The sequence below is a fragment of the Curtobacterium sp. NPDC087082 genome (assembly GCF_044745045.1).
GTDB lineage: Bacteria > Actinomycetota > Actinomycetes > Actinomycetales > Microbacteriaceae > Curtobacterium.
Genome location: NZ_JBIUZN010000004.1, coordinates 289414 through 301733, shown reverse-complemented (window position 1 = coordinate 301733; position 12320 = coordinate 289414). Strand labels below are relative to the sequence as shown.

At 69.9% G+C, this 12320-nt stretch carries 11 protein-coding genes and 1 tRNA gene; 2 read left to right on the top strand and 10 right to left on the bottom strand.

Annotated features, from left to right (window positions below):
- Positions 1-17 precede the first annotated feature (17 nt).
- From ACIPEP_RS12710 to polA, 7 genes are all read right to left on the bottom strand, one after another.
- Positions 18-1049, bottom strand: coding sequence for a BPSS1187 family protein (locus ACIPEP_RS12710; RefSeq protein WP_402717457.1), 1032 nt, complete (start codon positions 1047-1049; stop codon positions 18-20).
- The gene (coaE, locus tag ACIPEP_RS12705; RefSeq protein WP_229084959.1) at positions 1046-1648 is read right to left on the bottom strand and encodes a dephospho-CoA kinase; all 603 of its coding nucleotides are present in this window, start codon (positions 1646-1648) and stop codon (positions 1046-1048) included. The genes ACIPEP_RS12710 and coaE overlap by 4 nt, the downstream gene beginning before the upstream one ends.
- Positions 1649-1657: 9 nt before the next feature.
- Positions 1658-2788: an acyltransferase family protein gene (locus tag ACIPEP_RS12700; protein ID WP_402717456.1), complete on the bottom strand. Its 1131-nt coding sequence runs from the start codon at positions 2786-2788 to the stop codon at positions 1658-1660.
- Between the two features lie 42 nt (positions 2789-2830).
- Positions 2831-3928 (bottom strand): acyltransferase family protein, encoded by a 1098-nt coding sequence (locus tag ACIPEP_RS12695; protein ID WP_402717455.1) that lies wholly within the window; start codon positions 3926-3928, stop codon positions 2831-2833.
- Positions 3929-4077: 149 nt separating this feature from the next.
- Entirely contained in the window at positions 4078-5547 is a 1470-nt protein-coding gene (gene rpsA, locus ACIPEP_RS12690; protein ID WP_070416219.1) for a 30S ribosomal protein S1, read from the bottom strand.
- Between the two features lie 189 nt (positions 5548-5736).
- Positions 5737-7416, bottom strand: coding sequence for a DUF885 domain-containing protein (locus tag ACIPEP_RS12685; RefSeq protein WP_402717454.1), 1680 nt, complete (start codon positions 7414-7416; stop codon positions 5737-5739).
- Positions 7417-7517: 101 nt separating this feature from the next.
- Entirely contained in the window at positions 7518-10190 is a 2673-nt protein-coding gene (gene polA / locus ACIPEP_RS12680) for a DNA polymerase I (RefSeq protein ID WP_229084965.1), read from the bottom strand.
- A 100-nt stretch (positions 10191-10290) separates the two neighbouring features.
- Here polA and ACIPEP_RS12675 point away from each other — a divergent pair, with 100 nt between their 5' ends.
- Both ACIPEP_RS12675 and ACIPEP_RS12670 read left to right on the top strand, forming a co-directional pair.
- Positions 10291-10659, top strand: a complete 369-nt coding sequence (locus ACIPEP_RS12675; RefSeq protein ID WP_071296366.1) for a PaaI family thioesterase — start codon at positions 10291-10293, stop codon at positions 10657-10659.
- 29 nt (positions 10660-10688) lie between these two features.
- The gene (locus ACIPEP_RS12670; protein WP_092387036.1) at positions 10689-11072 is read left to right on the top strand and encodes a VOC family protein; all 384 of its coding nucleotides are present in this window, start codon (positions 10689-10691) and stop codon (positions 11070-11072) included.
- A 4-nt stretch (positions 11073-11076) separates the two neighbouring features.
- Here ACIPEP_RS12670 and ACIPEP_RS12665 read toward each other — a convergent pair whose 3' ends face one another.
- The 3 genes from ACIPEP_RS12665 to ACIPEP_RS12655 form a co-directional block, all read right to left on the bottom strand.
- Positions 11077-11547: a GNAT family N-acetyltransferase gene (locus ACIPEP_RS12665; protein WP_402717453.1), complete on the bottom strand. Its 471-nt coding sequence runs from the start codon at positions 11545-11547 to the stop codon at positions 11077-11079.
- Positions 11548-11591: 44 nt separating this feature from the next.
- Positions 11592-12197: an ANTAR domain-containing response regulator gene (locus ACIPEP_RS12660; protein ID WP_022905562.1), complete on the bottom strand. Its 606-nt coding sequence runs from the start codon at positions 12195-12197 to the stop codon at positions 11592-11594.
- 36 nt (positions 12198-12233) lie between these two features.
- Positions 12234-12314, bottom strand: a tRNA-Leu gene (locus ACIPEP_RS12655).
- Positions 12315-12320 lie beyond the last annotated feature (6 nt).

Genomic DNA, 12320 nt, shown 5'->3' with positions numbered 1-12320 from the left:
CAGAGTATTGCGGGATCCTATGACCGGTCCGAGGGGAAGCGGTGGAGCAGCCACTGCCACAGCGCCTCCATCCGCGGGAGCCCGTCGCGGCCGATCGGGGTCGTGTCCTTGATCGTGCGCGAGTGCGACTCGGCCGGCGACCCCACCGCGATGTCGGTGAGGATCGCGTGCGGGTCCTCGTCGGGTCCGGGCGGCGCGGTGTCGGTCCGGAACGGTCCGTCGGGACCGTCGAGCCCGAGCACTTTCCAGGAGCCGCGGATCCGCGGGCCGAAGACGTCGCGCACGTCGTCGATCGCGTACATCCGGGCGACCGGTGTCCGCCCCGGGCGGTCCATCCAGGCCGCGTGCTCGCTGCCCAACGACTCGACGGGCGAGGAGAACATCAGCGCGCCCTGCACCGGCCGGATGTGCGCGATGTACGCCGCCTCGCCGCCGCCCTGCGAGTGCCCGGCCACCACGATGTCCTGCCAGGCGATGTCCGAGTCGCCCTGGACGAACCGTCCCCACCCGCCGTCCGGGTCGTGGTCGTCGAGGTAGGCGATCGCGTCGCGGAACCGCGAGACGATCGAGCCGGCCGGCTGCACCGAGCTGAACCGTGACGGCCGGGTGCCGTCGAACCGGTTCCGCTGCACCTGCCCGTAGCAGTGCGGATCCGCCTCGCACGTCCCTGACAGCGTCTTGCCGAGGTTCCAGTAGTCGAGCCCGAGCACGTGGTACCCGTCGCGCAGCGCCGCGGACAGGAACAGCTGGTAGTCGGCGGGCCGGGCGCGGGTCGCCGGCAGGAACAGCAGCAGCGGGCCGCCGGAGTCGGTGCGTGCCGCGAAGTCGTCACGGTTCGGCTCGAGCCGCTGCCCGTTGATCGTGCCGAGGCGGAAGCGGTGGAACTCCCCCACCGGACCGTGCTCGTCGCCGCGCGGTCGGTCGGCTGCGGACACCCGGCCGTGCTCCGCCACCCGATCGCCACCGAGGACGTTCGCCGCGACGAGCGACGCGGCGCCGATCGCCACGAGGAGGACGGCCGCGAGGACCAGGAGCACCCGGTGCTTCATCGGCCGATGCGCTCCCAGACCTCGTCGGCGGATCGGATCGTGTCGGCGAGGGTGCCGGTGGCGTCCACCACGTGGTCGGCCAGCGCCAGTCGGTCGGCGTCGCTCGCCTGTGCGGCGACGCGGCGCTCGGCTTCGTCGCGGGGCATGCCGCGGTGCTCCACGAGCCGCTCGATCCGCTGGGCAGCGGGTGCGTCGACCACCACGACCGCGTCGAACCGCAGCGGCCGGCTCCCCCGGGCTTCGGCGAGGAGCGGCACGTCGTAGACCACGACGGCGTCCGGGTCCGCTGCCTCGGCTGCGTCGAATGCCGCCTGGGCGAGACGCCAGACCTCGGGGTGGGTGATCCCCTCGAGGTCCTTCCGCGCCGCGGCGTCGGCGAACACGATCGCGCCGAGTGCCGGCCGGTCGAGCGAACCGTCGGGTGCGATCACGCCCGGGCCGAACCGCTCGGCGACCTGCGCGAGGCCCGGGCTGCCGGGAGCGACGGCGTCGCGCGCGAGCCGGTCGGCGTCCACCACGACCGCACCGTGCTCGGCCCAGCGGCCGGAGACGGTGGACTTGCCCGCGGCGATGCCGCCCGTGAGACCGATGATGCGCACACCGACAGGCTACCGACCCGCACCGGCGAGACCCCCGACGACCGTGCTCGGCACCGGGTCGAGACGGTGCTGCGGGCGCCGACGCTTCCGTGGTCGTCCGGTCAGGACCCGACTGAGCGGCGTCCACCGGAGCGCACTGACGAGCAGGACGGTCAGGACGACCGTGGCCGTCCACCCCACGACGATGCCGAACTCGAGGCCCACAGCCGGGAGCACACTCGCGGTGAGTTCGACGACCGCACGGAGGACGAGGGCGTGCGCGAGGTACAGCCCGAACCCGAGGTCCTGCATCGACCGCCCGATCCGGGCGACGACGCCGGAGGTCGGGTTCGTGCGGGTGGCCACCACGCAGACGCACAGTGACAGCAGCGACACCGTGATGACCCACACCTGACGGAGGACCAGCGGGACGAGTTCGGCGGCGCCCGACAGCGCACCGGACCTCGACTGGAACGCGGCCACGGCGAAGCCGATGCCGACGACCCCGACAGCCAGGCCGACGAATGGGAGGGCGCGCACCGCCCACCGACGGACCAGCGCGATCCTCGGAGCGAGCACGGCGGCGCCGACGATGTAGAGCGGGTACCCGAGCACGGTCTTGTAGAGCAGCGTCCGCTCGAGACCGCCGTGGTGCTCGGGCACGACCGTCGCGATCTGCGCGAGCGCCGCGGCGAGGAGGAGCGGCAGCACGAGCCGTCCCGGCGTCCGGGCGAGCGCACGGATGATCGGTGCACCGATCGTCAGCTGCACGGTGACCAGCACGAAGTAGAGGTGCGGTGCGGCGCTGCCCGAGGCGAGGCGCCAGAGCAGCTCCCCGACCGATTCGTCCGGCAGCGCACCGACGACCGCATCGACACCGACCGTGATGACCGACCACGCGACGAACGGCGTCAGGATCACCACCAACCGGCGCGAGAGCGACGAGGACGACACCGACCGAGCGATGAGGACGACGGCGATCGTCACGAAGAGGTAGCGGCCGTTCGGGGCCAGAGCGAGCAGGGCGGACTGCAGCGTGCCGGGTGGGACGACGTCGGAGACTGCTTCGCCCGTGTGGTCGAACACGATGCAGGCGAACATGATCGCTCGCGCAGCGTTCAGGAAGGCGAGGTGAGCAGTCTGCTGTTTCACACGTGGCATTCCACCGTTATACATGACGGCGCACGCTCCGGCGAGCAGTCTTCATGCACGGGTGACGAGCGCCGGCGCCCGGGTCACACGCCGTTGCATCGGCCGACCGGTCAGGCTCCAGCTCAACGGCGTCCGCCGGACGACGACCACGAACCCGAGCGTCCCTACGACCACACCGACCGAGAGCACGAGGGTGAGCAGGGCGAACGGCACGGGTCCGGAGACCGGAGCGAGCGCAGTGGCCAGCCCGTGCAGGAACAGCTCGTGCGCGAGGAAGAGACCGTACCCGAGATCCTGCATGCGTTCGCCAGCACGCTTCGCCATCTCGGACCATCGCCCGGTCGACGCGACCAGCTGCATGCACGTCGCGACGACGGCGAGACCGAAGAGCACGTTCCACACGGACCGGAGCTCGCGGAGCAGGAGGTCGGTGCCGAAGGCCCCTGGATCCTGCGTCGAGGTCGCGATGCCGATGTACCCGGCACCGAACACCGCGAGCCCCACGATCAGGTGCACGACGTGCGCGCGGAACCACGTCGTCGCCAGCTCGAGGTTGGCCGCGAGGACCGCGCCGCCGATCACCCAGAGCGGGTACGCGACGCAGAGCCAGCCCACCGGGAAACCCGTCGGCGCAATCACCAGATCGAGTGCGACGACAGCGAGCTGCGCCACAGCGGCGAGCACGACGAGCACGGCCTGCGCGCGTCGCCCCAGGCGTGCGAGGAACTGGATGAGCGGCGCCAGGAGCGTCAACTGGATCGTGACGATCACGAAGTACAGGTGTGGCGCCGCCGAGCCGGTCAGGATCGACAGCACGACGCTACCGACCCCACCCACACCGGGACCGTTCGCCACGACCTCGACGCCGGTGTACAGCACAGACCAGACCAGGAACGGCCACGCGATGACGATCACGCGCTTGACCGCCGACGACGACGACGCGGACCGCGCGATCAGGAACGCGGTGATGGTGATGAACAGGAAGCGCCCCTCCGGCGAGAGGGAGAGGACGACCTCGGCGATCGGGTCATCGGCTGTGCGCGCGCGAGCAAAGCCCTCCGCGTGGTTCCAGACCACTGCCAGGAACATGACGATCCGGAGTGGTGAGAGGAAGTGGATCCGCGGCTTGCTGCTCGTCGATGCACTCATTGCGCGCCTCCATCACCCCATGTGCGCGAGCGCAACCTGTGCATGTACAGAATACAATATACCACAAGTTCGAGGTGGCGCCGAAACGGCCGGAAGCCCGGCACCCCTTCTCAGGGATGCCGGGCTTCCGGTACGGCTGCGCCGCTCGATCAGTTGGTCGAGCTGAGCTTCTCGCGGAGCGCTGCGAGCGAAGCGTCGTCGGCCAGGGTGCCCTGACCGTTCGACTCGGTCGCGAACGTCGAGGACGACGACGACGAAGCGGTCGCCGGGAGGTCGAAGCCACCCTGCGCCTCGTCGGCGATGGTCTTCGCGACCTGCGCCTTGTGGGCTTCCCAACGCGACTGGGCGGCAGCGTACTGACGCTCCCACTCCTCGCGCTGGGTGTCGAAGCCCTCGAGCCACTCGTTCGTCTCCGGGTCGAAGCCGTCCGGGTACTTGTAGTCGCCCTTGTCGTCGTACTCGGTCGGCATGCCGTAGAGCGCCGGGTCGAACTCGGACCCTTCCGGGTCCACGCCCTCGTTCGCCTGCTTGAGGCTGAGCGAGATGCGACGACGGTCGAGGTCGATGTCGATGATCTTGACGAAGACCTCGTCGTTGACCGAGACGACCTGCTCGGCGAGCTCGACGTGCTTGTTCGAGAGCTCCGAGATGTGCACGAGGCCCTCGATGCCGTCGGCAACGCGGACGAAGGCACCGAACGGCACGAGCTTCGTGACCTTGCCCGGTGCGATCTGGCCGATCGCGTGGGTGCGGGCGAAGACCTGCCACGGGTCTTCCTGCGTGGCCTTGAGCGAGAGCGACACGCGCTCGCGGTCCAGGTCCACCTCGAGGATCTCGACGGTGACTTCCTGACCGACCTCGACGACCTCGCTGGCGTGCTCGATGTGCTTCCAGCTGAGCTCGGAGACGTGGACGAGACCGTCGACGCCGCCGAGGTCGACGAACGCACCGAAGTTGACGATCGACGACACGATGCCCTTGCGGACCTGGCCCTTGTGGAGGTTGTTGAGGAACGTGGTCCGGGACTCGGACTGCGTCTGCTCGAGCAGCGCGCGGCGCGAGAGGACGACGTTGTTCCGGTTCTTGTCGAGCTCGAGGATCTTCGCCTCGAGCTCCTGACCGAGGTACGGCGTGAGGTCGCGGACGCGACGCAGCTCGATGAGCGACGCCGGGAGGAAGCCGCGGAGGCCGATGTCGACGATCAGACCGCCCTTGACGACCTCGATGACCGTACCGGTCACGACGCCGTCGGACTCCTTGATCTTCTCGACGTCGCCCCAGGCGCGCTCGTACTGCGCACGCTTCTTCGACAGGATGAGGCGACCTTCCTTGTCCTCCTTCTGGAGAACCAGGGCCTCGACCTCGTCGCCGACCTCGACGACCTCGTTGGGGTCGACGTCGTGCTTGATGGAGAGTTCGCGCGAGGGGATGACACCCTCGGTCTTGTAACCGACGTCGAGGAGGACCTCGTCGCGGTCGATCTTCACGACGGTGCCGGAGATGAGGTCTCCGTCGTTGAAGAACTTCAGGGTCTTCTCGACCTCGGCCAGGAAGTCATCAGCCGAGCCGATGTCGTTGATGGCGACCTGCTTGGGAGCCTTGGTCGTGGTGGTTGTCATGTAGAGATTGCTCCGAACGGACATGAGTCGGGCCGAGACGGCGAGGGAGCGACCCCCTGGTCCGAACCGGATGCCGGTTCGAGCCGTCCTGGCGATGTGTTTGGTGAGCGCGGATTGCGCCGCACAAGTCTAACCGCAGCGAGCGAGCGCCCACAACCGGGCGTGTCGGATCGTGTCGGCCCCGATCGATCAGCCGAGCAGGGCGCTGCGGAGCGTGTCCAGACCGATGCTGCCGAGCGCGAGGGCCCGGTGGTGGAACGCCTTGAGGTCGAACGACGCACCCTCGCGGGCGGCCACCTCGTCGCGGATGGACTCCCAGACGCGCTGACCGACCTTGTACGACGGCGCCTGCCCGGGCCAGCCGAAGTACCGGGCCACCTCGAACTGCACGAACTCGTCGGACATGTTCACGTTCTGGCGCATGAAGTCGAGGGCGTACTCCCACGTCCAGGCGCCACCGTCGGGGTTCGTCTTCTGCAGGTGGACGCCGATGTCGAGCACCACCCGGGCTGCACGCATGCGCTGCCCGTCGAGCATGCCGAGCCGGTCACCGTCGTCGTCGAGGAAGCCGAGCTGCTCCATGAGGCGCTCGGCGTAGAGCGCCCAGCCCTCGACGTGCCCCGAGGACCCGGACAGCTGCCGACGCCAGGTGTTCAGCTCGCCGCGGTTGTAGACGCCCTGGCTGATCTGGAGGTGGTGGCCGGGGACGCCCTCGTGGTAGACCGTCGTCTTCTCGCGCCAGGTGCCGAACTCGGTGACGCCCTGCGGCACGGACCACCACATGCGGCCGGCGCGCGAGAAGTCGTCGGACGGGCCGGTGTAGTAGATCCCGCCCTCTTGTGTGGGGGCGATCCGGCACTCGAGGCGCTTGATCGGGTCGGCGATGTCGAAGTACTTGCCGTCCATCGCCCGGATCGACTCGTCGCTCGTCTCCTGCATCCACCGCTGCAGGGCGTCGGTGCCGTGCAGCACCCGCGCCGGGTCGGCGTCGAGGACCTCGATCGCCCGGGCGACGCTCGCACCGGACTCGATGCGGTCGGCGATGCGCTCCTGCTCGTCACGCATCCGCGCGAGTTCCTCGATCCCCCACTGGTACGTCTCGTCGAGGTCGACGACCGCACCGAGGAACCGCCGGGAGTGCAGCTCGTACGCCTCGCGCCCGACGGCGTCGACCGGCGTCGCGAGCGGCATCAGCTCGTGCTCGAGGAACTGCCCGAACGACCGGTACGCAGCAGCGGCGACCTCGGCCCCGCGGGCGAGCTCGGCCCGGAGCGGCTCAGGCACCGGACCGCCGTCGTCGAACGCGGCGCCGTCGACCAGCTGCCGGAAGACGCCGTCCGCCGCGCCGGTGCGGGTGGCCTGCTCGGCGATGAGCGCGACCTGGCGACGAGCGGGCGTGACGTCCTCGCGCGTTCCCTCGAGCAGGGTCTCGCGGATGCCCTCGATCGCGTCGGGGAGCGCGTGCAGCCGACTCGCGATGTCCTGCCAGTCGGACTCGGTCGCGGTCGGCATGAGGTCGAGGACGTCGCGCACGGACTGCGCCGGGCTGGCGATGACGTTGAGGTCGCGGAGGTGGAGCTTGCGGTCGAAGGACTCTTGGACGAGGTCGAGCTCGGCGCCGAGGTCGGTCTTCGTCACCTCGTCGACGGCGTCCACCGCGTCGGCGGCGTCCAGCGCACGCTTCGCGGCGCGCGCCGCGTCCGCCATGGCCGCCGCACCGGCGGGCGACGTGTCGCCGTACTCCCCCGTGCGCCCCGGGACGCCGATGTACGTGGCGACGGTCGGGTCGAGGTCGACGAGGGTGGACACCCAGTCCTCGGCGACGCGGTCGACGGCGGAGGGCTGGCGGACGGGACGGTCATCGGTCATGCTCACGACCCTATCCACGACGGCTCACGACGAGGAACCTGCGGGACTGGAGGCGCGGTGCGGGCCGGCGCCGCGCCTCCTGTCCAGCAGGCGGTCGCGCCTCAGTGCGCAGCGGCTTCCCAGTTCGGGCCGACGCCCACGGACACGTCCAGTGGGACGGTCAGCTCGGCCGCGCCGCCCATGCGGGTGCGGAGGATCTCCTCGACCCGCTCCTGCTCGCCGGGCGCGACCTCGAGGATGAGCTCGTCGTGCACCTGCAGCAGCAGGTGCGACGCGAGCCCGCCGTCGCGGAGGTCGGCGGCGACGCCGAGCATCGCGATCTTCATGATGTCGGCCGCCGAGCCCTGGATCGGCGCGTTCAGCGCCGCGCGCTCGGCGTTCTCGCGGAGGACGCGGTTCGGGCTCTTCAGGTCGGGGAACGGGCGACGGCGACCGAAGATGGTCTCGGTGTAGCCGTCCTCGCGCGCCTGCTCGACGACACCGCGCAGGTAGTCGCGCACCGCGCCGAACCGGGCGAAGTACTCGTTCATGAGGGTGCGCGCCTCGGACTGCTCGATGCGGAGCTGCTTCGACAGGCCGAACGGGCTGAGGCCGTACGCGAGGCCGTACGACATCGCCTTGACCTTCGTGCGCATCTCGGGCGTGACGTCGGCCGGCTCGACCGAGAACACCCGGGCGCCGACGAACCGGTGCAGGTCCTCGCCCTCGTTGAAGGCCTGGATGAGACCCGGGTCACCGGACAGGTGCGCCATGATGCGCATCTCGATCTGCGAGTAGTCGGCCGTGATGAGCGTCGTGTAGGGCTCGGCGACGGCGAACGCCGACCGGACCCGCCGCCCCACCGCGGTCTTCACCGGGATGTTCTGCAGGTTCGGGTCGGTCGACGAGATGCGGCCGGTGCTGCTGCCGGTCTGCTCGTACCGGGTGTGGATGCGTCCGTCGACGATCGCGGCGTCGAGCGTGTCCACGATCTGCCGGAGCTTCGTGGCGTCGCGGTGCTGGAGCAGCAGGCCGAGGAACGGGTGCGGGTGCTGTTCCTGCAGGTCGGCGAGGCTCGCGGCGTCGGTCGAGAACCCGGTCTTCGTCTTGCGGGTCTTCGGCATCGCGAGCTCGGTGAAGAGGACCTCCTGCAGCTGCTTCGGCGACCCGAGGTTCACCTCGTGCCCGATCTCGGCGAAGGCCTGCTGCGCGAGTTCGGCCGCGCGCTCCCCCAGGTCGTGCGACAGCCCGGTGAGCACCGGACGGTCGATCGCGACACCCGTGGTCTCCATGCCGGCGAGGACCGGGACGAGCGGGAGCTCGATGTCGTCGAGGACGGTGAGCGAGGACTCGTCGAGACGGGCGCGCAGTGCGGTGGTGACCCGGAGCACGAACCACGCGTGCACGCCGACGTTCACCGGGTCGGTCTCGGGGACGAGCTGGTTCGGGTCGGCCGTGGGGAGCTCTTCGCCGAGTTCCTGGTAGACGAGGTCGGCGAGGGGCTGCCCCTGCTTGCCCGGCTGCGCGAGCCACCCGGTCAGGCGGGCGTCGCCGGCGATGCCGTTCACCTCGAAGCCGACCGTGGCGAGTGCCTTGATCGCGGTCTTGGCGTCGTGGAAGTGCTTCGGGGCGTCGGAGGCGAACCACGCCGACAGCTGCTCGTAGTCCTTCGCGCCGCTGCCGCCCGGGACGAGGACGGCGTCGTCGTGCGTGGCGATGCCGATCGCGCTGAGGCGGCCGTCGATGACCTCGACCGCGACGCCGTAGCCGTTCGCCGCCTCGGCCGCGTTGCGCCGCTCGAGCCAGTAGCCGAGCTCCTCGTCGATGAGGGTCTTGACCGCGGGCGGCGTCGGCGCACCGCTGTCGACCGAGCCCTCGACCGCGCTGGACTCCGACGGCTCGCCGGAGCCCGCGACCTTGAACACACGGTCGAGCAGCGTGCGGAACTGCAGCTTCGCGAAGAGCTCGCGCACCGCGGCCTCGTCGAGGGGACGGAGTGCGACGTCAGCCGGCCCGACGGGCAGTTCCACGTCGTTCACGAGCCGGTTGAGCTTCCGGTTGCGGATCGCCCGGTCCTTCTGCTCGCGCAGGTTGTTGCCGACGACGCCCTTGATCTCGTCGGCGTGCTCGAGGACGCCGTCGAGGGAGCCGTACGCCGTGATCCACTTCACCGCGGTCTTCTCGCCGACCTTGTCGATGCCGATGAGGTTGTCGCTGGTCTCGCCGACGAGGGCCGCGATGTCGGGGTACTGGTGCGGCTCGATGCCGTACCGCTCGTACACCTTGTCGCGGTCGTACCGGGTGAGCTCGGAGACGCCGCGGACCGACGGGTACAGCAGCGTGACGTCGTCGTTCACGAGCTGGATCGAGTCGCGGTCGCCGGACACCACGTAGACCTGGTAGCCCTGTTCGGAGCCCTGGCGGGCGAAGGTGGCGAGGATGTCGTCGGCCTCGTAGTCCTCTTTCGTGACGGTGGTGATGCCCATCGCCTCGAGCGCCTGCTGGAGGAGCGGGATCTGGCCCTTGAACTCGGCCGGGGTCTCGGAGCGGGTGCCCTTGTAGTCCTCGTACTCACGCGTGCGGAACGAGAAGCGCGAGATGTCGAACGCGACCGCGAGGTGGGTCGGCTTCTCGCGCTGGAGGAGCATGAGCAGCATCGAGATGAAGCCGTGGATGGCGTTCGTGTGCTGCCCGTCACGGTTCACGAAACTGTCGACCGGCAGCGCGTAGAAGGCCCGGAAGGCGAGCGAGTGGCCGTCGATGACCATGAGGGTAGGCTTTGCGGAGTCCGACACCCGGACAGCCTACCGACGCCATCCGACACGGGAGTCCGCCAGCGTGACCGACCGAGCTGCCACCACCGGGACCGTCGACGAGCGCCTCGCCGACCGGGGGATGGGCGAGCTCGCCGAGAAGATGGGCATGGTCATCACGGAGCTCACGGCCGAGCGCGCGGTGGGCACCATCCCGGTCGAGGGCAACCGTCAGCCCGTCGGACTCCTGCACGGCGGCGCCTACGTCGTCCTGGCCGAGAGCCTCGGGTCGATGGCCGCGAACGTGCACGCCGGTCCCGGCCGGTACGCGGTCGGCATCGAGCTGAACGCCTCGCACTCCCGGAGCGCCACGAGCGGCCTGGTCACCGGTACCTGCACGGCACTGCACCTGGGCAACACGCTCACCACGCACGAGATCGTCCTCACCGACGACCAGGGGCGGCGCTGCTCCACCGTGCGCATCACCAACATGATCCGCGAAGCCCGCTGACCCCGGCGGGCGTCACGAAGGAGTGACCCGTGCCCGCCACCGACTGGAGGATCGAACTGATCCTCGTCCCCGTCAGCGACGTCGACCGATCCCGCGAGTTCTACGAACGGATCGGCTTCTCGATCGACCACGACCAGCGCGTCTCCGACGAGCTCCGCTTCGTGCAGGCCACCCCGCCCGGGTCCGCCTGCTCCATCGCGTTCGGTGAGGGCATCATGTCCCCGGACGTCGTCCCCGGCTCGCTCAAGTCGATCCAGGTCGTCGTCCCGGACGCCGACGAGGCCCTCGCGCACCTGCAGGGGCTCGGCGTCGACGCGATCGGGGTGGACGAGATGGCGTGGGGACGCTTCGTGTTCTTCACCGATCCCGACCGGAACGCGTGGACGCTGCAGCAGCTCCCGGCGCGCGGATGACCGGTCAGTCCTCGGGCGGGCGCTGCAGCAGCAGTCGGGCGTCGCCGAACCCGAGGCGGCGGTAGAGCGTCTCGCCCTCGACGCTCGAGTGCACCGACGTCCGCTCCGCACCGAGCTCGTCGGCGGCGTCGAGCAACGCGGTCACGAGGCGCTTCGCGACGCCGGCGCCCCGCAGGTCGGGGTGGACGTAGACGGTCTGCACGTCAGCGGTCAGCCGTCGCCCGGGTCGGTCCGGCGTCGGGGGCCGTGCGACGAGCCCGAGCCACGCCATGCCGAGCACCCGGCCGTCGCGTTCGGCCACGACGCAGCGGTGCGTGTCGGGGTGGGCGGCGGCGAACGCCGACATCGCCTCGCGGTACTCGTCCGGGGTCACGTCCGGCGTCGCACCGCCTTCGTCGACGCTCCACCGCCATCGCAGGTCGGCCATCGCCGGCATGTCGTCGGCCCTGGAGGCACGGATCACCACGTCGTCCATGGCTCCACCCTGCCAGGTGGTCGGCCTGGTGCGCGCCCGGGTCGCTACTTCTTGGCGCTGAGCTGCTCGATGATCGCCTTGGCGACGTCGTGCATGGTCAGGCGGCGGTCCATCGAGGCCTTCTGGATCCAGCGGAAGGCCTCGGGCTCGGTGAGGCCCATCTTCTCGTTGAGCAGGCCCTTGGCGCGGTCGACGAGCTTGCGGGTCTCGAAGCGCTCGACGAGGTCGGCGACCTCGGCCTCGAGCGTGATGATCTGCTGGTGCCGCGAGAGGGCGATCTCGATCGCGGGCAGGAGGTCGTTCGGCGTGAACGGCTTGACGACGTAGGCGAGGGCGCCGGCCTCGGTCGCACGCTCGACGAGGTCCTTCTGGCTGAACGCCGTGAGGAGGACCACGGGGGCGATGTGGTTCTTCGAGAGCTTCTCGGCGGCGGAGATGCCGTCGAGCTGCGGCATCTTGACGTCCATCACGACGAGATCGGGACGGAGGTCGGTCGCGAGCTGCACGGCGGTCTCGCCGTCACCCGCTTCGCCGACGACGTCGAACCCGTTGTCGCGGAGGATCTCGACGATGTCGAGGCGGATGAGCGACTCGTCCTCGGCGACGACGACGCGACGGGGTGCTGTTGCAGTTGCTTCTGTGTCACTCACACGCAGAAGCCTACTAGACCTCGGAAGTGCCAGTTGTACGAGTGGCGGGACTCGAACCCGCACGCCGTGAAGCAGAGCATTTTGAGTGCCCCGTGTCTACCATTCCACCACACTCGCGTAGGG